Consider the following 21,457-nt stretch of genomic DNA (forward strand, 5'->3'; position numbering starts at 1 on the left):
GTCGCCTATGATCTCCACCAGGTTATTGCGTACAAACTTGCGCCTTGATAAACATCATTTCCGACTCCAGATCAGTTCCATAGATTGCCTACTCATCCGGAACCCGATCATGACCGACCCACTCCTCATCCCCTGCCCCCACTGCAACGGCCTGAACCGCATCCCCGCCGAACGCCTCAACGATCATCCAAAATGCGGCCGCTGCAAGGCTGATGTCCTGCTGAGCAAGCCGTTCGAACTGAAGCAAGGCGATTACGCCAGTCAGATCAAGGGTGACCTGCCGTTGCTGGTGGACGTGTGGGCGGATTGGTGCGGGCCGTGCAAATCGTTTGCGCCGGTGTTCGAGCAAGCGGCGGGGCAATTGGCGGGCAAGTGTCGGTTGGCCAAGCTGGACAGCGAGGCGAATCAACAGTTGTCGGCGCAGCTGGGGATTCGCTCGATCCCGAGCCTGATTCTGTTCAAGAACGGCCGGGAAGTGGCTCGCCAAAGCGGGGCCTTCCCGTTACCGCAGTTGATGAGCTGGTTGCGCAGCCAGGGGATCTGATTGCCTTTCAGGCATTTTCCAACAGGTTGTGCAGTTCGACGAATTGCTGGGTCAGCTTGTGCCGCGGGTCGAGGTGGATCAGCGGCGTGTTGGCCTGATGGGATTCGCGCATGCGCACCGAACTCGCCAGGTACACCGGCAGCACCGGCAGCCCTTCGGCGATCAGTTCGTCGAGGATTTGCTGGGGCAGGCTGGCGCGGGCCTGGAACTGGTTGACGACAATGCCTTCGACTTCCAGCCCTTCATTGTGGTCGTCCTTCAACTCTTCGATTTCCGCCAACAGCCCATACAGCGCTTGGCGCGAGAAGCTGTCGCAGTCGAAGGGGATCAGCACACGATCAGCGGCGATCAAGGCCGAGACAGCATAGAAATTCAGCGCTGGCGGGGTGTCGAGGTAGATCCGGTCGTAATCACCGTCCAGCTCCTCGAGCAATTTACGCAGCTTGTTGATCTTGTGTTTGGCCTCAAGCTTGGGCTGCAAGTCTGCCAGCTCGGCGGTGGCAGTGATGACGTGAAGGTTGTCGAACGGAGTTTCGTAGATGTCGACCTGACCTTTCTTCGAGAACGGCCCGGAGGACAGGGTCTGCTTGAAGAAGTCGGCGATACCCATCGGGATATCCTCACCGGTGAGCCCCGTCAGGTATTGAGTGGAGTTGGCCTGGGCATCGAGATCCACCAATAACGTGCGATAGCCTTCGCTGGCGCTGACCGCCGCCAGATTGCAGGCAATGCTTGATTTGCCCACGCCACCTTTCTGATTGAACACCACGCGCCGCATGTCTAAACCTCCGTGTATCAAAGAATGACCGAGTGTAGTAGTCCACATCGCTGCTTAGCTACCTCGCCAGCATCTAGACTACACAGTCATAGGCAAATCTCTGGCCGGAAAAGCTGCCAACTCGTCCATTGATAGCCGACAGTGCCGACAGACATGTCCGCCGCATTGTGGATAATGGCCAAATGACAGCTTTTCGCGAACCAGACGGTACATTTCGTTGCGCAAAATGTAACCAGCATTTGCTACACGCCCGCAGCACCGGGATAATGCGCGCCACTCGGCGTTAAGCGCCACGTCAGGTCAGCCGCGGTTCTTGCGACTCACCGCGTTAAAGGAAGCCCGCAGGGGCGGGATGAATGTCTGTGATCAACTTCAACATCGCCCAATGGCGCGCTTGGGCCCCTGGGCTTGAAAGCGTGGATGATTGGCAGGCCTGGAGCCGACAACCGGTCGTCCTCGAGCCCAGCGATGCCGCCCCGGATGTGTCGTTTCTGCCGGCCATGCAGCGTCGGAGACTCAGCCGTCTGGCGCGGATGGCGTTCAGTGTCGGCTGGCCCTTGGCCGATGGTCATCCGAATTTACCGTTGGTCTTTATTTCTCGCCACGGCGAAACCCCGCGCACCTTCGAAATTCTCAGCGATCTGGCGACCGACCAACCGTTATCGCCCACCCAGTTCAGCCTCTCGGTGCACAACGCGGTCATCGGCCTGTGGTCGATCATGCGTGGCGAAACCAGCGAAATGACCGCCCTCGCCGCCGCTGGCGATGGCCTTGAACACGGCATGCTAGAGGCCGCGGCGCTGCTTGAGGAAGGCGCGCCCGCAGTACTGCTGATCGTCACCGAAGAGCAACCGCCCGCCGCCTACTCGGCCTGGATCGATGATGTGCCATTCCCTTACGCAGTCGGCCTGTTGATCACCCCCGGCAATCAGTGGCAACTGTCGCTGAACAGCGCCCCGCACACGTTGTCCAAAGCCCGCTGGCCCCATGCCCTGAATCTGTTGCATACGCTGCTCGGCCAGCAGACTACCTGCCAACATGTCTGGAAAAATCGTGTATGGACCTGGCAACGCAACCCGTAACCGATAAAAACCGCGACGCCTACTACTGGCGCCTGCTGGCCACCGCCGCAAGCTTTACCCTGTTCGGGTTGAGCAGCCTGTGCCTGCGACTGGTGGTGTTCCCGCTGTTGAACTGCCTGCCAGGAGACGCTCAGGTCCATCGTCAGCGCGCGCGACATACGGTCAGTCGGTGTTTCTGGTTTTTCATTCGGTTCATGGCACGCAGTGGCGTGCTGACCTATGACATTCAGGGGGCGGAAAAGCTCGGGCACCCAGGCCAGATGATCGTCGCCAACCACCCCTCGCTGATCGATGTGGTGTTTTTGATCGGCCTGGTGCGCCACGCCAATTGCGTGGTCAAGAAAAGCCTCTGGGAAAACCCGTTCACTCGCGGTCCGCTACGCTGTACCGAATACATCAGCAACGATGGCAGCATGGACATGCTCGACGCCGCTGCCGACGCGCTGAAAAGCGGTCAGACCCTGATCATCTTTCCCGAGGGCACCCGGACCCGACCCGGCCAACCGCCGGCCTTTCATCGGGGGGCGGCGGCAATCGCGCTGCGCGGTGCGAGAATCCTCACCCCGGTGATTATCAAGGTCAACCCGACCACATTGACCAAGGCCGAACCCTGGTATCGGATCCCCAAACGCCGCGTGCACTTCAGTTTTCGCGTCGGGGCCGATATAGACCCGCAGGCCTTCGCTACGCAAGGCCCTGCACCCCAGGCCTCGCGCAAGCTCAACGACTATTTGCACTCTTACTTTATCAAGGAGCTCGCCGAAGATGAGCGATCAGAACACCGTTAGCCTGATGCAGGAAATCAAAGAGCTGATCATCGAAGCCCTGGGCCTCGAAGACATCAGCGTCGACGACATCGGCGACAACCAGACGCTGTTCGGCGAAGGCCTGGGCCTGGACTCGGTAGACGCACTGGAACTCGGCCTGGCGATCCAGAAAAAGTACGGTATCAAAATCGATGCCGACGCCAAGGACACCCGTAATCACTTCAGCAACGTGGCGAGCCTTGCGGCGTTCGTCACTGCAAAACAGGCAGCTTGAGACCGGACCATGCAAACTCGTGACGATATTTTCAACACCCTGCGCGATGCTCTGGTCGAACTCTTCGAGCTGGACCCCGAGCGCATCAACCTGGAATCCAACCTGTACCAGGATCTGGAAATCGACAGCATCGATGCGGTCGACCTGATCGATCACATCAAACGCCAGACCGGCAAGAAAATCGCCGCCGAAGAATTCAAATCGGTGCGTACCGTCAGCGACGTGGTCGAGGCGGTCTACCGTCTGGTTCAGCCCGCCGCATGAGCCGACTGATCGGCCTTGGCCTGCTGCTCGCAGGCCTGCTGTACCCCTTTGCGGTGTATTTCGGCATGGAGCATTTTGCCCCGTGGCAGTTCGGTCTGCTGCTGGGCAGCCTGTGGCTGGCGCGAGCACTGACCGGCGAACGGCGCCCCGGCAGCCTGTGGATGTCCACGGTCGCCATCGCGTTCTGCCTGCTGCTGGCAGCGTTCGACAGCCCGGTGCTGCTGCGCTGGTACCCAGTGCTGATCAGCGCGTTCATGCTGGTGCTGTTCGGTCTTAGCCTGAAATACGGCCCGCCGATGGTCGAACGCCTGGCCCGCCTGCGAGAACCGGAATTACCGCCCAGGGCCATTCGCTACACCCGCCAGGTGACCATTGCCTGGAGCGTGTTTTTTCTTTGCAACGGTTTGTGCGCCGCCGCCCTGACCCTTTGGGCGCCGCTGAGCTGGTGGATGTTGTACACCGGCCTGATCTCCTATGGATTGATCGGCCTGATGTTTGCCATTGAATGGCTGATACGACAACGGGTACGAGGCCACCCATGAATTGGATAAAACTTGAGCAACTGCTGCTCAAGGCTCAGCCGGAGCGTGCCGTGACGGCGGAGCCGGCGTTGAATCACGCGCAATTGTGCGACCGGGCCCTGAGCCTGGCTGCCGGCCTGCAAGCCCAGGGTGTGCAGCGCATCGCCGTGCACCTTGAAGACGCCGCCGACCTGGCCATTGCCCTGCTCGGCGCCTGGCGTGCCGGGGTCAGCGTACTGCTGCCCGCCGACCTGCAAGCGCAGACGCGCCAGCGCTGGTCGACCGAGGTCGATCTGTGGCTGACCGATCAGGCCGACGATGCACACCTGAGCGATTATCGGCATCCGCCGCTGCCAGCCCACCCGCTGGACCTGGATCGTTGTCAGCTGAGCCTGTGCACCTCCGGCTCCAGCGGCGAACCCAAGCGCATCGATAAAACCCTGCGCCAACTGGCCAATGAAGTCGAAGCGCTGGAGCAATTGTGGGGCGCAGATCTGGGCGAAGCCTGCATCATCGGCAGCGTCGCCACCCAGCACATCTACGGCTTGCTGTTTCGGGTGTTGTGGCCGCTGTGCGCCGGGCGTTCGTTCGTGCGCAAGCAACTGGCTTTCCCGGAAGACTTGCAACGCGCCAGCCGCGAACACCCGGCCTTCGCCTGGGTTGCCAGCCCGGCATTGCTCAAGCGCATGGGCGACAACCTCGACTGGCCAGCGCTGAGCGCAGTGCGCCGAGTGTTCTCCTCCGGTGGCGCGTTACCCGCCGAAGCCTCGCAAAGCCTTTACGAACGCCTGCAACAATGGCCGACCGAGATCCTCGGCAGCTCGGAAACCGGTGGCATCGCCTGGCGTCAGGGTCAGGCTCTCTGGCAGCCCTTCGCCGGCGTGGAGCTGAGCCAGGACAGCGATGGCGCCCTGCTTATCGCATCGCCATACCTGCCGGCAGGTCATATCGAACACACCGCCGATGCCGCGCGCATCGCCGCCGACGGCCGTTTCGAGCTGTTGGGGCGACTGGACCGGATCGTCAAACTGGAAGAAAAACGTATCTCGCTACCCATGCTCGAACACGCGCTGATGGCGCACGCCTGGGTCGCCGAAGCGCGCCTGGGAGTGGTTCAGGAAAACCGCGCCTCATTGGGGGCGCTGCTGGTGCTCAGCGAGCGAGGTATGCACGCGTTGCGCAATCAGGGACGACGCAGCCTCACGCAAGCGTTGCGTCAGCATCTGAGCCAGCACTGTGAAACGCTGGCCCTGCCACGACGCTGGCGCCTGTTGCGGCAGTTGCCGCTGAACGCGCAGGGCAAACTGCCCCAGGCTGAGGTTGAAGCCTTGCTGCTGGCGCCCCGCCCAAAGGCGCCGCAAGTGCTGGAGCAGGTCGAAGCCGATGGTGAGTGGAGCCTGCAACTGGCCGTCCCGCCGGACCTGGCGTATTTCAGCGGACACTTTCCCCGGGCCCCGGTATTGCCCGGCGTGGTGCAAGTGGAGTGGGCAATGAGCCTGGGCCAGCAATTGATGGACCTGCCGGCAAAGTTCGCCGGCATGGAAGTGCTGAAATTCCAGCAACTGGTACGCCCTGGCGATGAAATCCAGTTGCACCTGCGCTTCGACCCGGCGCGCGGCAAATTGTATTTCGCCTATCGCAACGAAACCGCCACCTGCTCCAGCGGGCGGATTTTGCTGGAGGCTACCAGCGATGCATAACCTGTGGCGAGGGAGCTTGCTCCCGCTGGGCTGCGAAGCGGCCCCAAAACCATCCGGCGCAGATTTAATGGCGAGCGCTTCGCGCTCGAACGGGAGCAAGCTCCCTCGCCACAGTCAGTCTCTGCACAACCAGGGTTCTGTGGAGGTTTCAGATGCATAACCCCTGCGCCGTAATCCCGGTCTACAACCACGAAACCGCAATCACTGCCGTGGTCGATGCGCTGCTTGCCTGTGACCTGCCATGCATTCTGGTGGACGATGCCAGCAGCCCCGCCTGCGCCAAGGTACTCGACCAACTGGCGCAGCGCGACCGGGTTTATCTGATCCGGCTCACCGTCAATCAGGGCAAGGGCGGCGCAGTGATGACCGGTCTGCGGGAAGCTTCGCGCCTGGGTTTCAGCCATGCCCTGCAGGTAGACGCCGACGGCCAGCACGACCTGCAAGACGTCAAAGTCTTCATCGAATACTCACGCAACCATCCTGGGGCGGTGATCTGTGGCTATCCGCAATACGACGCCAGCGTGCCGAAAGGTCGTTTGTACGCGCGCTACCTGACTCACGTCATGGTCTGGATCAACACCCTGTCGCTGCAGATTCGCGACTCGATGTGCGGCTTCCGTGTCTATCCATTACCGCCAACCCTGGCACTGATCGACTCGGCCAGAATCGGCAAGCGCATGGACTTCGACTCCGACATCCTGGTGCGCCTGGCCTGGCGCAATCTGCCGATGCAATGGCTGAAAACCAGGGTCCATTACCCGCTGGATGGCGTTTCACATTTCCGTCTGTTCTACGACAACGTACTGATTACGAGCATGCACACCCGGCTGTTCTTCGGCATGTTGCTGCGGGCACCGGTGATCCTCTGGCGACGGTGGCGAGCATGAGCGACAACGTAGACAAACAGCACTGGGCCGATCGCCAGGAGCGTGGCAGTTTCTGGCTGATGAAGTTCACCGCATTCTGCGCAAAGGTCCTGGGCCGACGCCTGCTGAGCCCACTGCTGTACGGCATCGTGCTGTACTTTTTCCTGTTCGGACGCAGCGCCCGCCAAAGCGCCTGGCAATACCAGCAGCGGCTCGCCGACTGGAGCGGGCGCAGCGAATTGCGTCCGACCCATTGGCGGGTGTTCGGCCAGTTCATGGCCTTCGCCGATTCCATGCTCGACAAACTCGACGTGTGGAACGGCAAGCTGAGCATCGAGCAGATCGAAATCATCGACCCGGCGCTGCTGCGCAATAAACTGCGCGGCACGCGCGGGCAGATGCTGGTGGGCACGCATCTGGGCAATCTCGAGGTTTGCCGGGCACTGGCCGAGATCGGCGAGAAAGTCACCATGAACGTGCTGGTGCACACCAAGCACGCCGAGCAGTTCAACCGCCTGCTGGGCGAAGCCGGGGCAACCAATCTGCGGCTGATCCAGGTCAGCGAGCTCGACCCGGTGATCATGCTGCAACTGCATGAGCGCCTGGAGCGCGGCGAGTGGCTGGCAATTGCCGGCGACCGCGTACCGCTGCATGGCGGGCGTAGCGTGACAGTGGACTTTCTCGGTCATCAGGCAGCCTTCCCTCAGGGCCCTTGGCTATTGGCCGGTCTGCTGAAATGCCCGGTCAATCTGCTGCTGTGCCTGAAGAAACCCACGGGCGACTATCGACTGACCCTCGAACCGTTCACCGAGGCGGTGGTATGGAAACGCAGCGAGCGCGAACAGGTCATTCATCAGTGGGCCTCCCGCTACGCCGAACGTCTGGGTCACTATTGCCTCGAAGCGCCCCAACAATGGTTCAACTTTTACCCTTTCTGGAAGACCGATGACGACGCCAACGCTTGAGCCGGTAACCTTCGGCGAACTCCCTTTGTGCATCGAAGACGTGCTGGCCCTGGCTAACCGTCAGGTGCCAACGCAGTTGCAGGGCGACCCCGAGTTTCGCCAGCGCATTGCCAAGGGCCCGCAGTTCCTTGACTCCCTGCTGGACAAGGAAGGTGTGATCTATGGCGTGACCACCGGTTATGGCGATTCCTGCGTGGTGGCGGTGCCGCTGCATCACGTCGAGGCGTTGCCCCGTCATCTGTACACGTTCCACGGCTGCGGCCTGGGCAAACTGCTCGACGCCCAGGCCACCCGCGCGGTGCTGGCGGCGCGTTTGCAGTCGCTGTGCCAGGGCGTGTCCGGGGTACGCGTGGAGTTGCTGGAGCGCCTGCAAGCGTTCCTCGAACACGACATCCTGCCGCTGATTCCGGAAGAAGGTTCAGTGGGCGCCAGCGGTGATCTGACGCCGCTGTCCTACGTCGCCGCAACCTTGTCCGGCGAGCGCGAAGTGATGTTCCGCGGCGAACGCCGACAAGCTGCCGATGTGCACCGCGAACTGGGTTGGCAGCCGCTGGTATTGCGCCCCAAAGAAGCCCTGGCGTTGATGAACGGCACCGCCGTGATGACCGGCCTTGCGTGCCTGGCTTATGCCCGTGCCGATTACCTGCTGCAACTGGCCACGCGCATCACCGCGCTGAACGTGGTCGCTTTGCAGGGCAACCCGGAGCACTTCGACGAGCGCCTGTTCGCCGCCAAACCCCATCCAGGGCAGATGCAAGTTGCCGCGTGGTTGCGCAAGGATCTGGCGATCGACGCGCCGACCGCGCCGCTGCATCGCCTGCAAGACCGTTACTCCCTGCGTTGCGCGCCACACGTGCTCGGTGTGCTGGCCGACAGCCTGAACTGGCTGCGCTCGTTCATCGAGATCGAACTCAACAGCGCCAATGACAACCCGATCATCGACGCCGAGGCCGAACGCGTACTGCACGGCGGGCACTTCTACGGCGGCCACATCGCGTTCGCCATGGACAGCCTGAAAAACCTGGTGGCCAACGTCGCCGACTTGCTCGACCGTCAACTCGCGCTGCTGGTGGACGAACGTTACAACCATGGCTTGCCGAGCAACCTGTCCGGCGCCACCGCCGACCGTGCGATGCTCAATCACGGCTTCAAGGCCGTGCAGATCGGCACCAGCGCCTGGACCGCCGAAGCCCTGAAAAACACCATGCCGGCCAGCGTCTTCTCGCGCTCCACCGAGTGCCACAACCAGGACAAGGTCAGCATGGGCACCATCGCCGCCCGCGACGCCATCCGCGTGCTGGAGCTGACCGAACAGGTCGCCGCCGCCACGCTGCTGGCGGCCAATCAAGGCGTCTGGCTGCGCGGCCAGGCTGAAGACGCGCGCCCACTGCCACCGGCCTTGGCCGCGATGCACGAAGAATTGGCCAAAGACTTCCCCCCGGTCATCGAAGACCGTGCCCTGGAAGGCGAATTGCGCCTGTGCCTGCAACGCATCGCCGAGCAACACTGGAGGCTACATGCGTAGCAAGGGAGTGCTTCACACCGATACGGAAATCCTCGTCCCGTTCTTTGACGTCGACACCATGAACGTGGTCTGGCACGGCCATTACGTCAAATACCTGGAAGTCGCCCGCTGTGCGCTGCTGGACAGGATCGGCCACAACTACGACGCCATGGTTGCGTCGGGTTACGCATGGCCTGTGATCGATTTGCAGTTGCGCTATGTGCGCGGCGCCGTGTTCGGCCAGAAGCTGAATGTGCGCGCCAGCCTGGTGGAATGGGAGAATCGCCTGAAGATCAATTATCTGATCAGCGATCTTGCAACTGGCGAACGTTTGACCCGCGCTGTTTCAGTGCAGGTCGCCGTCGACATGAGCAGCCGCGAAATGCAGCTGGCTTTACCCAAGGTGTTTACCGACGCGGTTGAAAGGGTGCTGCCATGAATTCGCTTTTCAAATGCCTTGGCGCTTTAGCGTTGCTCGGGCTTTCATCGTTGGCCCAGGCCTTCGATCTGCAGCAACTGAGCGATCAACTGGCCAAACCCGATGTGATCCACGGCAACTTCATCCAGGAAAAACACCTGCGTGCCCTGCCCCAGCCGCTGACCAGCAAGGGCACCTTCGTTCTGGCGAAAAATCACGGCTTGCTCTGGCTGCTGAAAACCCCGCTGCAACAGGACTACCGCATCAGCCCCCAGGGCATTGCCCGGCGGGACGCCAGCGGTTGGCAAATGCTGCCGAGCAAGAGTGCCGGCGCCGAACAGAACCGTTTGTTCCTCGCCGTGCTGCAAGGCGACAGCAGTGGCCTGCAACGGGATTTCGAGCTGTCGCTGAGTGGTGATGCGCAGAACTGGAAACTGACCCTGACCCCGCGTTCGATGCTGCTCAAACAGGTGTTCAATCAGATCAACATTGACGGCGGCGAACTGGTACACAACATCGAGCTGCTCGAAACCCAGGGTGACCGAACCCTGTTGCGCATGCAGGACAGCACCAGCGCCCAACCTTTGAGCGATGCGGAGCAACATGACTTTGCCGAGTGAACGGATGCTGCCGCGGCTGTTCCTGGTCCTGCTGCTGGCGGTGCTCGCACTCGCCGGTTGGCAGTGGCGCGACGGCACTCCGCTGTCGGCCAACCTGATGGAACTGGTGCCAGGCACCGCGCCGGACGCGCTGGAGCTGCGCGCCGAACAACGCATGCAAGAACCGTTGAACCGGGAAATGCTGGTACTGGTCGGCCATAAAGACCGTCAGCAAGCCATCGCCATGGCGCAAAAACTCGGTGAACAGTGGCAAGCCAGCGGCGTGTTCGAAAAGGTCCAGTGGAACCTGCAAGCCGACTTGCCAGCGCTGCGCACGCAATTGCTGCAAGGCCGACTGGCGATGCTGTCCGCCGCCGACCGCCAGCAACTCATCGAGCACCCCGACGCTTTTATCCAGCAACGGGTGCAAGCCCTGTTCGACCCGTTTACCGGCTTCAGCCTGGTGCCGAGCCAGGACGACTGGCTCGGCCTGACCGGGCGCATCCAGAACAGCCAGCCACAGCGCGGCTCGGTGCAATTGGACATTGGCAGCGGCGCGCTGGTCGCCGATGCCGACGGCAAGAGCTGGGTGATGCTGCGGGCGCGAACCGTCGGCAACGCATTCGACATGAACCTGCCGCTGCAAGTGGCCGACCTGCTCCAGCACAGTCGCGAAGAAGCCGCCCAGGCGGATGTACAATTGCTCGCCGCCAGCGGCCTGCTGTATGCCGCCAGCGGTCAACGGCAAGCCGCACGCGAGATTACCTGGGTCGGCGGCGGCGCCACGATGGGGATTCTGTTGCTGCTGTTGCTGGCCTTCCGGCGTTGGCGGGTGGTGCTGGCGTTCGTCCCGGTGCTGGTGGGCATGCTGTTCGGCGCGGTGGCCTGCGTGGCGCTGTTCGGTCACATGCATGTGATGACGCTGGTGCTCGGTTCAAGCCTGATCGGCGTGGCAGTGGATTACCCGCTGCATTACCTGTCCAAAAGCTGGAGCCTGAAACCCTGGCACAGTTGGCCGGCGTTGCGCCTGACCCTGCCGGGGCTGACGCTGAGCCTGATCACCAGTGGCATCGGCTACCTGGCCCTGGCCTGGACGCCGTTCCCGGCCCTGACCCAGATTGCCGTGTTCTCCGCCGCCGGCCTGCTCGGCGCTTATCTGTCGGCGGTGTGTCTGCTGCCGGCGCTGCTCAAGGGCGTGCAACTGCGTCCGGCGCAATGGCCGATGCGCATTGCCGAGTCTTTGCTGGCGCTGCGTGAATCGCTGCTCAAATACGTACGCACGCCGGTGCTGCTGGCGCTGCTGATCGCCTTCTGTGTCGGCGGTCTGTTGCAGCTGCAGACCAAAAACGACATTCGCCAATGGATCGGCGCACCGCAACAACTGACGGACGAGGCGCAGACCATTGCGCGCGTCACCGGCCATCAACCCACCAGCCAGTTCTTCCTGGTGCGCGCGGCCAATCAGCAGGAGTTGCTCGAACGCCTGACGGCACTGAGCGAGCGTCTGGATCAGTTGGTCAATCTGGAAAAACTCCAGGGCTACCTGTCGCTCAACCAGCTGGTCAGTACGCCGAGCGAACAGCGTAAAGTGCGTGATGCACTGGGCAAGCTGCCGCAATTCTGGCAACCGTTGCTCGACCTTGGCGTGCCTGCTGACGCGCTGCAAGCCGAGCTGGTGAAGTTACAGGCGCTGCCCACCGAAGACATCGACGCGGCGCTGGCCGGCCCATTGGCCGAGCCCTATCGCACCCTGTGGCTGGGGCCGACCGATAACGGCGTGGCCGCGATGGTCAGCCTGCAAGGCTTGAACAACCCCGCGCTGTTGCGGGTCCAGGCGCTGGACTTGCCGGGTGTGCAACTGGTCGACCGCCTCGGCGAACTGAACAAGGTGTTCGCCGCAACTCAAATCAGCGCCGCTGAATTGAAACTCGCCTCCTGCGTGTTGATCGTGCTGGTGCTGATCCTGCCCTTCGGTCTCGGCGGCGCGCTGCGAATCGTCTCTCTGCCACTGCTGGCAGCCCTGTGCAGCCTGGCAAGCCTCGGCTGGCTGGGTCAGCCGCTGACGCTGTTCAGCCTGTTCGGCCTGCTGCTGGTGACAGCCATCAGCGTCGACTACGCGATCCTCATGCGCGAACAGATCGGCGGCGCCGCGGCGAGCCTGTTGGGCACCATGCTGGCAGCCGCAACCACATGGTTGTCGTTTGGTCTGCTGGCGGTGTCCAGCACACCGGCGGTGAGCAACTTCGGCCTGTCGGTGAGCCTCGGCCTGGCATACAGCTTCATCCTGGCGCCGTGGGCCGGACGCCAAGTCCACACCGCACCGGTTGCGGAGCCAACAGCTTGATGGTCGCGGCGTTCTGGGTAATGGCCTTGGTGTTGTTCGCCGTGGCCACCCGTGTCGGTCGACGTTTCGGTCTGATTCCGATCGTCAGCCAGTTGTTGCTGGCAACCTTCGGCCTGCCGCTGCTGATGTATTTCTGGATCGAACCGGGCTGGCAACTGAGCGGTGCCGAACTGATCTCGCCGGATTGGCTGAAGAACCTCTACAGCCTGAGCTTTGCCTTGCTGCTGGGGCACATTCTCAGCGACGTGATCGACCTGCGACTGGATCGCCAGAGCCTGAAAATCGCCCTGCCGAGTTTCTGCATTCCGTTTGCCTGCGGGTTGGCGACAGCGGTCTGGTTGCTGCCGCCGCAGCCGTGGATCAGTTCGCTGGCGGTCGGTCTGCTGTTCGCCATTACCGCGATTCCGGTGTTGTACTTGTACCTGCGACACATCAACTACCCGCCCGCCGCCACCCGGCGCCTGGTGCAGACCGCGATCCTGATCGACCTGACCTGCTGGACCCTGTTCGCGTTCGCCCAGGGCAGCCTGCACCTGAGCAGCCTGCTGCTGCCGCTGGCCGGCGCCTGCCTGCCGTTGCTGCTGCGACTGCTCGGCTTGCGCCAACCGTTGCTGCACAGCGGCTGCTTCTTCGCGCTGCTGGTGGTCGCCGAACACTTCAAGCTCAATGCGCTGATTTTCGGCATCGGTTACCTGCTGTGCATGGCCGCGCTCAAGGTGTCGCTGGTACTGCCATTGCCAACGGCGTGGATGAGCGGTTTGCAGACCTGGGTCGCCATCCCGCTGATCCTCACGTTCGGCATCGTGCAGATCAACGTGCACAACGCCATCGACAGCCTCGGCGCGGTACAACTGTCCGCGCTTGTGCTGTTGCCGATCGCCAGCAAATTGTTGGGCAACTGGCTGGGCCTTGGCTGGGCCGGCGTCTCGTTTGAAGGTGCCAGCCGCTGGCGGGAAAGCCTTTTACTGAATATCCGCGGCTTGAGCGAAATCGTCTTTCTCAACCTGCTGCTGCAACAACAACTCATCAGCCCCGAGCTGTATTTCGCGCTGATGTTGATGGGCCTGGTCGCAACCCTGCTGCCGGCACTCGCCGGCATGCACCGAATCCCTTTGAACATCGCCGCCCCGGCAAGGAGCACCCGTGCCAACAGTTGAAATGGAACGTCGTCAGGTGGTGGTGATCGGTGCCGGCCCCTCGGGCGCTATCGCCGCCGCGCTGCTCAAGCGCAAAGGCCATGATGTGCTGATGATCGAACGCCAGCATTTCCCACGGTTTTCCATCGGTGAAAGCCTGCTGTCCCACTGCCTGGATTTCGTCGAAGAAGCCGGCATGCTCGACGCGGTCAATGCGGCCGGTTTCCAGTTGAAGAACGGTGCGGCATTCGCCTGGGGCGATCAGTACAGCACCTTCGATTTCGGCGAGACGTTCAGCAACGGCAAGCCGACGACCTTCCAGGTCCAGCGCGCCGACTTTGACAAGCTGCTGGCCGATCAGGCTGAACTGCAGGGAGTCGACGTCCGTTACGGCGAAGCCATCGTCAGCGTTGATTTCAGCCTGGCGAAACCGCAGCTCGATGTGCTTCGCGAAGATGGCAGCCAATACCGCGTCGAGGCCGACTTCGTGCTCGATGCCAGCGGCTACGGTCGTGTGCTGCCGCGCTTGCTGGACCTTGAGGCGCCGTCAAACTTTCCGGTGCGCCAGGCGGTATTCACCCACGTCGAAGACTGTATCGACAGCCCGGCTTTCGAACGGGAAAAAATCCTCATCACCACCCATCCGACCCAACGCGACATCTGGTTCTGGACCATCCCGTTCAGCAACGGCCGTTGCTCGGTGGGCGTGGTGGCGGCCGCCGAACACTTCGCAGGCCGCACCGACAATCTGGACGACTGCCTGCGCGGCTTCATCGCTGAAACTCCAAGCCTGGCCGGGGTGCTGAGTAACGCCGTATGGGATACACCCGCGCGAACCATCGGCGGCTATTCGGCCAACGTCAAAACCCTGCATGGCCCTGGCTTCGCCTTGTTGGGCAATGCCGCAGAATTTCTCGACCCGGTGTTCTCCTCCGGCGTGACCATCGCCATGCGTTCGGCGAGCATGGCCGCCGGGGTGCTGCACCGCCAACTGCAAGGTGAAAGCGTCGACTGGCAAACCGAGTTTGCCGAACCCCTCAAGCGTGGCGTCGACACCTTCCGTTGCTACGTCGAAGGCTGGTACGCCGGGACTTTTCAGGATGTGATTTTCTATCAGGGCGGTACAGAGGATATTCGCCGCATGATCAGCTCGATCCTCGCGGGTTACGCCTGGGATGAACGCAACCCGTTCGTCAGCGAAGCCAAACGTCGACTGCGGATGATCTCAGAGCTTTGCGCAAAGGATGCGACATGAGTTATTTGAGCGACAACTACGTCGAAGAAACCCGTTTCGGTTTCTGGTTCCTGCGCAGCCACACCTGGCAGCACCATGTATTGCGAGTGGCGATCAATGATTTGCGCAGCCTGTTCAGCGAGCCATTGCCCGACAACCCGGTATTGCTCGATGCCGGTTGCGGCCAGGGCAAGTCGTTCCAGTACCTGCGCCAGACCTTCGCGCCCAAGCGCCTGATCGGGCTGGATGCCGACCCTCACAGCCTGAACCTGAGCGGCGAAGAAGCGATCCGCCAGGGCATGGATGTAGAGCTGATCGGCAGTGACTGCGCCAGCATCAAAGTGCCAGACGCCGGTGTCGATCTGCTGTTCTGTCACCAGACTTTCCATCACCTGGTCGAGCAGGACCAGGCCTTGGCCGAGTTCTACCGGGTGCTCAAGCCGGGCGGTTATCTGCTGTTCGCCGAGTCCACCGAGGCTTACATTGATACGTGGGTGATTCGCTGGTTGTTCCGCCATCCGATGCACGTGCAAAAGAGCGCCGCCGGCTACCTGGAGATGATTCGTCGGCAGGGTTTTGAATTCGGCCCGAAAAACGTGTCTTACCCTTACTTGTGGTGGAGTCGCGCCAAGGATTTCGGCCTGCTCGAACGCTTCGGCTTGCGCCAGCCAAAACCCTTTGGCCACCGGGAAGAAACCCTGGTCAATGTGGTCGCGCGCAAGCCCCTTGAAGAGAGTGTCTGATGATCCGTTTCCTGCTTCTGGGTTGTGTCCTGCTACTGAGCGCCTGTGCCAGCCAGACGCCGCTGCCCGAGCGAACCCCGAACCTGGCGTTGCCACTGCAACTACACATCGAACGGCAGATGGCCGAGCAGCGTCAGGACTGGCTCCTGGTGATCCAGCGTGAAGGCCCGGGCATTCGCTGGTCGATGATGGACCCGTTGGGAATTCCCGTGGCACGACAGAAACTGATCGATGGCCAATGGCAAGCCGACGGCTTGCTACCACCCAATCCGGAAGCCCGGGAGCTGTTCGCCGCCCTGTTGTTTGCATTGACCCCCGAAGGCGAGTTGCACCGCAACTATCCCGCCGCCCGGCAGCATGACGGGCAACGGTCATTGTCAGCGCGCTGGAACATCCGCTATTCACAACCAAGTCTTTCGCAACCAAGTCTTTCGCAACCACCGAGCTTTGAATTGAACGTGTCCCAAGGCCCGCATTATCGCGTCACCCCGTTAGGCGAAAACACGCCATGACCGCTTACCTGAATGCCCTTGGGGTAATCTGCGCCCTCGGCCGCGACAAGCAGGAAGTCGCCCGCAACCTGTTTGCCGGCGATTGCTCGGGCATGCGTAGCGAGGCCGGCTGGGTCGCGGAGCGCTCGTTGCCCGTGGCGGCGGTGCGTGGTGAGCTGGCACCGATTCCGGCTGAGTTGGCTCATCAAAACAGTCGCAACAATCAATTGCTGCTGGAGGCCGCGCTGCAAATTCGCCAAGACATCGAGCAGGCGATCCAGACCTACGGCCGCGACCGTATCGGCGTCATTCTGGGCACCAGCACCTCAGGCATCGACGAAGCCAGCCGCGGCCTGGCCCATTACATCCGCGAACATCACTTCCCGGCTGATTATGACTATCAGCAGCAAGAGCTCGGCGCACCGGCGACGTTTCTCGCCGACTGGCTGCAATTGAGCGGCCCGGCCTATGTGATCTCCACCGCCTGCACCTCCAGCGCCCGTGCGCTGATGAGTGCCCAACGGCTGCTCGACCTGGGCATGTGCGATGCCGTGTTGTGCGGCGGTGTCGACAGCTTGTGCAAGCTGACCCTCAACGGTTTCTCTGCCCTGGAAGCGGTGTCCGAGCAACGCTGCAACCCGTTTTCGGCGAACCGCAACGGCATCAATATCGGCGAAGCCGCGGTGCTGTTCCTGATGAGCAAAACCGCTGGCAGCGGCCAACCGATTGCTTTGCTCGGCAGTGGTGCCAGCTCCGATGCACACCATATTTCCGCGCCGGAACCAACCGGCCGTGGCGCCCGGCAAGCCATGCACAAAGCCTTGAGCCGCGCAGGCCTGCAACCCCAACAAATCAGCTATCTAAACCTGCACGGCACCGCCACCCAACACAACGACGCCATGGAAAGCCTGGCTGTGACGGCGCTGTTTCCACAAGGCGTGCCCTGCTCATCAACCAAACCGATGACCGGCCATACCCTCGGCGCCGCTGGCGCCCTGGAAGCGGCGTTCTGCTGGTTGAGCCTGAGCGCGGATAACCACGAGCATGCCCTGCCGCCCCATGTCTGGGACGGGCAGCCCGACCCCGAGTTGCCGGCATTGCATTGGGTGACCCCGACCGACCACCTGACGTCCATTGCACCCCGCTACCTGATGAGTAATTCCTTTGCCTTTGGTGGCAATAACGTCAGCCTGATTATCGGAGACGCCCCATGATTACCTGGCCGCTCGCCGAACTGCTGCCCCATGCCGGCGACATGATCCTCATCGATCAGATCCTGTCGTTCGACGACGAGCAGATCTATACCCGACTCACCGTCAAGCCCGGCGGCCTGTTCAATCGCCCCGACGGCAGCCTGCCGGCCTGGGTCGGCATCGAGTTGATGGCCCAGAGCGTCGCCGCTTACGCTGGCTGCCATGCGCGCCAGAAAGGCAATGCGGTGGAACTGGGCTTCCTGCTCGGCAGCCGCAAATTCGAATGCAACGTGGAACACTTCCCTGCCGGCACCGAGCTGACCATCCATGGGATACGCTCGCTGGAAGACGACAACGGCATGGGCGTATTCGAATGCCACATCACCGCCCCCGGCATCCACGCGACCGCCCGGCTGAACGTGTTCCGCCCACCTCAAGCCGCTCAATATCTGCATGAACCCCAAGGAGTCGAGTGATGACTGAATCCGTACTGGTCACCGGCTCCAGCCGTGGTATTGGCCGCGCCATCGCATTGCGTCTGGCCCGAGCGGGGCATGACATCGTGCTGCACTGTCGCAGCGGCTTGGCGGACGCCGAAGCCGTCAAAGCAGAAGTGGAAGCCTTGGGCCGCAACGCGCGCATCCTGCAATTCGACGTCAGCAACCGCGCCAGCTGCAAAGCCATTCTCGAAGCCGACGTGGAAGCTCATGGCGCCTATTACGGCGTGGTGCTCAACGCCGGCCTGACCCGCGACGGTGCTTTTCCGGCCCTGAGCGAGGAGGACTGGGATGTGGTGATACGCACCAACCTCGACGGTTTCTACAACGTGCTGCACCCAGTGATGATGCCGATGATCCGTCGTCGCGCCGCCGGGCGGATTGTCTGCATTACTTCGGTGTCCGGGCTGATCGGCAATCGCGGGCAGGTCAATTACAGCGCGTCCAAGGCCGGTCTGATCGGCGCGGCCAAGGCATTGGCGATTGAGCTGGGCAAGCGCAAAATCACGGTTAACTGTGTCGCACCCGGCCTGATCGACACGGCGATGCTCGATGAAAACGTGCCGGTGGAAGAACTGATGAAAATGATCCCCGCACAACGCATGGGCACCCCGGAAGAGGTGGCCAGTGCAGTGAATTTCCTGATGTCGGCGGAAGCTTCGTACATCACCCGGCAGGTTCTGGCCGTCAACGGAGGCCTGTGCTGATGAAGCGCGTCGTCGTCACCGGCATGGCCGGCATCACCTCACTGGGCAGCGACTGGGACACCATCGCCGCCAACTTCGCCGCCAACCGCAGCGGCATTCGTCGCATGCACGAGTGGGATCGCTTTACCGAACTCAATACCCGCCTGGCCGGGCCGATCGACGACTTCCAGGTGCCCGGCCACTGGACGCGCAAGCAGTTGCGCAGCATGGGCCGGGTATCGCGGCTGGCAGTCGGCGCTGCAGAACAGGCCCTGGCGGACGCCGGGCTACTGGGTGATGAGTCGATCAAGGACGGGCGCATGGGCGTGTCCTGCGGCTCGTCCACCGGCAGCACCGACGAGATCAAGGCGTTCGGCAAAATGTTGCTCAATTCGGTGGCCGAAGGCCTGAACGCCAACTCCTACGTGCGGATGATGCCGCACACCACGGCAGCGAATATCAGCATCTTCTTCGGCCTCACCGGCCGACTGATCCCGACCTCCAGTGCCTGCACCAGCGGCAGCCAGGGCATCGGTTACGCCTACGAGTCGATCAAGTTCGGCCGCCTGCCGCTGATGCTCGCCGGCGGTGCCGAAGAGCTGTGCCCGACCGAGGCCATGGTGTTCGATGCGCTCTACGCCACCAGCCTGAAAAACGATGCCCCGCAAACCAGCCCGCGCCCTTACGACAGCGGCCGCGATGGCCTGGTGATCGGTGAGGGCGGCGGCATGCTGGTACTCGAAGAACTCGAACACGCCCTGGCACGTGGCGCCCGCATCCACGCCGAGATCGTCGGTTTCGGCAGCAACGCCGACGGCCAGCATGCCACCCGCCCCGAGCTGATCACCATGCGCCGGGCCATGGAGCTGGCTTTGGAAGACGCCGGGCTCGACCCAAGCGCCATCGGCTATGTAAATGGTCACGGTACGGCGACAGAACAGGGTGACATTGCCGAAACACTGGCGACCAACAGCTTGTTCGGCGAACACATGCCGATCAGCTCGCAGAAGAGCTTCCTCGGCCACACCCTGGGAGCCTGCGGCGCGCTGGAGTCCTGGTTCAGCATCGAAATGATGAACCGCGACCTGTACGTGCACACCTTCAACCTCGATGAGGTCGATCCCCAGTGCGGCAAGCTCGATTACCTGCGCGGTGAATTCCGGCAGATGAGCAACCAGTACGTGATGAACAACAACTTCGCTTTTGGTGGGGTCAACACCTCGTTGATCTTCCGCCGCTGGTCGTAAACGAAATACCAGGGTCAAGGAGACCAGCATGCACTTCAAGAAACTCGCTGCCGCCACTCTGCTGATGTGCGCCTTGCCGGGCATCAGCCACGCGCGAGACACGGCGCTGTACCTGCCTTTTGACAAAGCCGTTGCCGAGGCCACCCGCACCGGCAAAATCGATGGCAGCGTGAAGTTCTACCTGGCGGGCAATACACCGGCTGGCAACGTCACCGTACTCAGCACGGGTGCCGTGACCAATAAGAAAACCAACGCCTTCAACAAGTCTGACCAAGTGGCCTGCGAATGGGTCGTGCAATCAGCAATCATCAGCCTGCACCAGGCAGCGAAGAACGCCGGTGCCAACGCCGTGACCAACATCGTCAGCTTCTACAAGAGCAATGAGCGCAAGGATGCCAAGACCTATGAATGCCACGCAGGGGCGATCATGGCCGGGGTTGCGTTGAAAGGGGATTTGGCGAAGGTTCAGTAACAACACTTGTGGCGAGGGGGCTTGCCCCCGTTCGGGCGCGAAGCGGCCGTAGATCTGAAATTGCGATTTGTCTGACGAAACATGAACTCAGATTCAGGACTGCTGCGCAGCCCAACTGGGGCAAGCCCCCTCGCCACAAGGGCGCCTTTCGGCGCCCTTTCACAAACAGGTCGGCTTGTCATCGCCCGGTACCAGCCTGGCTCTGCGATGGCTGGTTACCCAGGATCCTCAGAGACTCGCAAACCCCTGTCAGGGACGCAGGAAGTAAACACTCAAGACAGCATTGTCGTCATTATTCTTTTGGGTTGACTCAGGTACTGGCGTGTAATTTTAATCCTAGAGCCTTCACTACTTTCAGGATGGTACCGAACTCTGGATTCCCTTCACCTGACAGTGCGCGGTAAAGGCTTTCCCGGGAGAGCCCTGCATCCCGTGCGACTTGGGTCATGCCGCGAGCACGCGCAATGGTCCCAAGTGCTTTGGCTATAAATGCTGGATCATCTCCCGCTTCTTCCATGCAAGCGTCAAGATAATTGGCCATGTCCTCTTCGGTCTTGAGGTACTCGGCAGAGTCCCAACGAGTGAATTTTTCGGTCATGGGTTTTGCTCCTGCCAGGATTTCGCTATGAGCCTGGCTTGTTTGATGTCTCGGGTTTGGCTGCTTTTGTCACCACCGCAGAGGAGGATGACCAGTTGACGGCCTTGCTGCATGAAATAGACCCTATACCCGGGGCCATAATCAACACGTACCTCACTGACCCCTTCTCCGATGGTTTTGACATCGCCAAAATCCCCATCGCCATACGGTCAATTCGCACCTGAATACGCATCCTGGCGCGGCTATCGGCCAGCTTCAATAACCAGCTAGAGAAAGTTGAACTTCGAAGGATCTCAGTCATACGCCAGAGTGTAGCCTTTGAGCTACACACACTCAACGTGGATTTCTTCTGAGATGATGTGCGGCGTCTACACCCTCTCATCGGCGAGGTAAGGGCTTACCTTTGATCGCTGCTCACTTCAACGAGAGCGATCGCGACGCCTGCCAGCGGGTGCTGCAATCGAACCAGACCAAGCTGCAAGGCCGAGAGCAAACGGGTCGGGATGAATGCGATGACCGATGTCGTCAGCGACT

At 61.5% G+C, this 21,457-nt stretch carries 24 protein-coding genes and 1 pseudogene; 22 read left to right on the forward strand and 3 right to left on the reverse strand.

All coding sequences use genetic code 11. The features are described 5' to 3' along the window. The first annotated feature begins 109 nt into the window (after positions 1 to 109). Entirely contained in the window at positions 110 to 544 is a 435-nt protein-coding gene (gene trxC / locus ACCC96_RS12865) for a thioredoxin TrxC (protein ID WP_413696027.1), read from the forward strand. 7 nt (positions 545 to 551) lie between these two features. Here the strand turns inward: trxC and ACCC96_RS12870 are convergent, their stop codons facing one another. After that, positions 552 to 1,322 carry a ParA family protein gene (locus ACCC96_RS12870; RefSeq protein WP_018928585.1) on the reverse strand — a complete coding sequence of 257 codons (771 nt, stop codon included), beginning with the start codon at positions 1,320 to 1,322 and terminating at the stop codon, positions 552 to 554. Positions 1,323 to 1,678: 356 nt separating this feature from the next. On the opposite strand from ACCC96_RS12870, the gene ACCC96_RS12875 reads away from it, so the two are divergent. The 21 genes from ACCC96_RS12875 (at position 1,679) to ACCC96_RS12975 (ending at position 20,325) form a co-directional block, all read left to right on the forward strand. After that, on the forward strand, positions 1,679 to 2,404 hold the full coding sequence (locus tag ACCC96_RS12875) for a beta-ketoacyl synthase chain length factor (protein WP_413696028.1): 726 nt from the start codon (positions 1,679 to 1,681) through the stop codon (positions 2,402 to 2,404). Then, positions 2,380 to 3,192: a lysophospholipid acyltransferase family protein gene (locus tag ACCC96_RS12880; protein ID WP_413696029.1), complete on the forward strand. Its 813-nt coding sequence runs from the start codon at positions 2,380 to 2,382 to the stop codon at positions 3,190 to 3,192. The genes ACCC96_RS12875 and ACCC96_RS12880 overlap by 25 nt, the downstream gene beginning before the upstream one ends. Further along, positions 3,170 to 3,445 (forward strand): phosphopantetheine-binding protein, encoded by a 276-nt coding sequence (locus tag ACCC96_RS12885; protein WP_018928588.1) that lies wholly within the window; start codon positions 3,170 to 3,172, stop codon positions 3,443 to 3,445. The genes ACCC96_RS12880 and ACCC96_RS12885 overlap by 23 nt, the downstream gene beginning before the upstream one ends. Before the next feature lie 9 nt (positions 3,446 to 3,454). Continuing rightward, positions 3,455 to 3,709: an acyl carrier protein gene (locus ACCC96_RS12890; protein WP_111453912.1), complete on the forward strand. Its 255-nt coding sequence runs from the start codon at positions 3,455 to 3,457 to the stop codon at positions 3,707 to 3,709. Further along, complete coding sequence (locus tag ACCC96_RS12895) at positions 3,706 to 4,251, forward strand: hypothetical protein (protein ID WP_258672115.1); 546 nt, start codon at positions 3,706 to 3,708, stop codon at positions 4,249 to 4,251. The genes ACCC96_RS12890 and ACCC96_RS12895 overlap by 4 nt, the downstream gene beginning before the upstream one ends. Next, positions 4,248 to 5,930 (forward strand): AMP-binding protein, encoded by a 1,683-nt coding sequence (locus ACCC96_RS12900; RefSeq protein WP_413696030.1) that lies wholly within the window; start codon positions 4,248 to 4,250, stop codon positions 5,928 to 5,930. The genes ACCC96_RS12895 and ACCC96_RS12900 overlap by 4 nt, the downstream gene beginning before the upstream one ends. Before the next feature lie 152 nt (positions 5,931 to 6,082). Then, positions 6,083 to 6,817: a glycosyltransferase family 2 protein gene (locus tag ACCC96_RS12905; RefSeq protein ID WP_019650765.1), complete on the forward strand. Its 735-nt coding sequence runs from the start codon at positions 6,083 to 6,085 to the stop codon at positions 6,815 to 6,817. Then, the gene (locus tag ACCC96_RS12910; protein WP_019650766.1) at positions 6,814 to 7,761 is read left to right on the forward strand and encodes a glycosyl transferase; all 948 of its coding nucleotides are present in this window, start codon (positions 6,814 to 6,816) and stop codon (positions 7,759 to 7,761) included. Before ACCC96_RS12905 ends, ACCC96_RS12910 begins: the two co-directional genes overlap by 4 nt. Continuing rightward, positions 7,742 to 9,286: an HAL/PAL/TAL family ammonia-lyase gene (locus ACCC96_RS12915; RefSeq protein WP_019650767.1), complete on the forward strand. Its 1,545-nt coding sequence runs from the start codon at positions 7,742 to 7,744 to the stop codon at positions 9,284 to 9,286. Before ACCC96_RS12910 ends, ACCC96_RS12915 begins: the two co-directional genes overlap by 20 nt. After that, positions 9,279 to 9,704: an acyl-CoA thioesterase gene (locus ACCC96_RS12920; RefSeq protein WP_413696031.1), complete on the forward strand. Its 426-nt coding sequence runs from the start codon at positions 9,279 to 9,281 to the stop codon at positions 9,702 to 9,704. The genes ACCC96_RS12915 and ACCC96_RS12920 overlap by 8 nt, the downstream gene beginning before the upstream one ends. Next, positions 9,701 to 10,303, forward strand: a complete 603-nt coding sequence (locus tag ACCC96_RS12925) for an outer membrane lipoprotein carrier protein LolA (protein WP_413696032.1) — start codon at positions 9,701 to 9,703, stop codon at positions 10,301 to 10,303. Before ACCC96_RS12920 ends, ACCC96_RS12925 begins: the two co-directional genes overlap by 4 nt. Next, complete coding sequence (locus ACCC96_RS12930) at positions 10,287 to 12,626, forward strand: MMPL family transporter (RefSeq protein WP_413696033.1); 2,340 nt, start codon at positions 10,287 to 10,289, stop codon at positions 12,624 to 12,626. Before ACCC96_RS12925 ends, ACCC96_RS12930 begins: the two co-directional genes overlap by 17 nt. Next, positions 12,626 to 13,783 (forward strand): sodium:proton antiporter, encoded by a 1,158-nt coding sequence (locus ACCC96_RS12935; protein ID WP_413696034.1) that lies wholly within the window; start codon positions 12,626 to 12,628, stop codon positions 13,781 to 13,783. Before ACCC96_RS12930 ends, ACCC96_RS12935 begins: the two co-directional genes overlap by 1 nt. After that, entirely contained in the window at positions 13,770 to 15,017 is a 1,248-nt protein-coding gene (locus ACCC96_RS12940; RefSeq protein ID WP_413696035.1) for an NAD(P)/FAD-dependent oxidoreductase, read from the forward strand. Before ACCC96_RS12935 ends, ACCC96_RS12940 begins: the two co-directional genes overlap by 14 nt. Next, entirely contained in the window at positions 15,014 to 15,739 is a 726-nt protein-coding gene (locus ACCC96_RS12945) for a class I SAM-dependent methyltransferase (protein WP_413696036.1), read from the forward strand. The genes ACCC96_RS12940 and ACCC96_RS12945 overlap by 4 nt, the downstream gene beginning before the upstream one ends. Then, entirely contained in the window at positions 15,739 to 16,251 is a 513-nt protein-coding gene (locus tag ACCC96_RS12950) for a hypothetical protein (RefSeq protein ID WP_019650773.1), read from the forward strand. Before ACCC96_RS12945 ends, ACCC96_RS12950 begins: the two co-directional genes overlap by 1 nt. Then, positions 16,248 to 17,444, forward strand: coding sequence for a beta-ketoacyl-[acyl-carrier-protein] synthase family protein (locus tag ACCC96_RS12955; protein WP_413696037.1), 1,197 nt, complete (start codon positions 16,248 to 16,250; stop codon positions 17,442 to 17,444). The genes ACCC96_RS12950 and ACCC96_RS12955 overlap by 4 nt, the downstream gene beginning before the upstream one ends. Then, positions 17,441 to 17,899, forward strand: a complete 459-nt coding sequence (locus tag ACCC96_RS12960; RefSeq protein WP_413696038.1) for a hotdog family protein — start codon at positions 17,441 to 17,443, stop codon at positions 17,897 to 17,899. Before ACCC96_RS12955 ends, ACCC96_RS12960 begins: the two co-directional genes overlap by 4 nt. Continuing rightward, positions 17,899 to 18,627 (forward strand): 3-oxoacyl-ACP reductase FabG, encoded by a 729-nt coding sequence (gene fabG, locus ACCC96_RS12965; protein ID WP_413696039.1) that lies wholly within the window; start codon positions 17,899 to 17,901, stop codon positions 18,625 to 18,627. The genes ACCC96_RS12960 and fabG overlap by 1 nt, the downstream gene beginning before the upstream one ends. Then, positions 18,627 to 19,853, forward strand: coding sequence for a beta-ketoacyl-ACP synthase (locus ACCC96_RS12970; RefSeq protein WP_019581869.1), 1,227 nt, complete (start codon positions 18,627 to 18,629; stop codon positions 19,851 to 19,853). The genes fabG and ACCC96_RS12970 overlap by 1 nt, the downstream gene beginning before the upstream one ends. A gap of 28 nt (positions 19,854 to 19,881) precedes the next feature. After that, entirely contained in the window at positions 19,882 to 20,325 is a 444-nt protein-coding gene (locus tag ACCC96_RS12975) for an excinuclease (RefSeq protein ID WP_413696040.1), read from the forward strand. Positions 20,326 to 20,635: 310 nt separating this feature from the next. Here ACCC96_RS12975 and ACCC96_RS12980 read toward each other — a convergent pair whose 3' ends face one another. Further along, complete coding sequence (locus tag ACCC96_RS12980) at positions 20,636 to 20,923, reverse strand: addiction module antidote protein (RefSeq protein ID WP_038360089.1); 288 nt, start codon at positions 20,921 to 20,923, stop codon at positions 20,636 to 20,638. Further along, positions 20,920 to 21,224: pseudogene (locus tag ACCC96_RS12985) on the reverse strand (type II toxin-antitoxin system RelE/ParE family toxin). Before ACCC96_RS12985 ends, ACCC96_RS12980 begins: the two are co-directional and overlap by 4 nt. Between the last annotated feature and the right edge of the window lie 233 nt (positions 21,225 to 21,457).

This window comes from Pseudomonas sp. Pseusp11 (assembly GCF_047304405.1).
Classification (GTDB): domain Bacteria; phylum Pseudomonadota; class Gammaproteobacteria; order Pseudomonadales; family Pseudomonadaceae; genus Aquipseudomonas.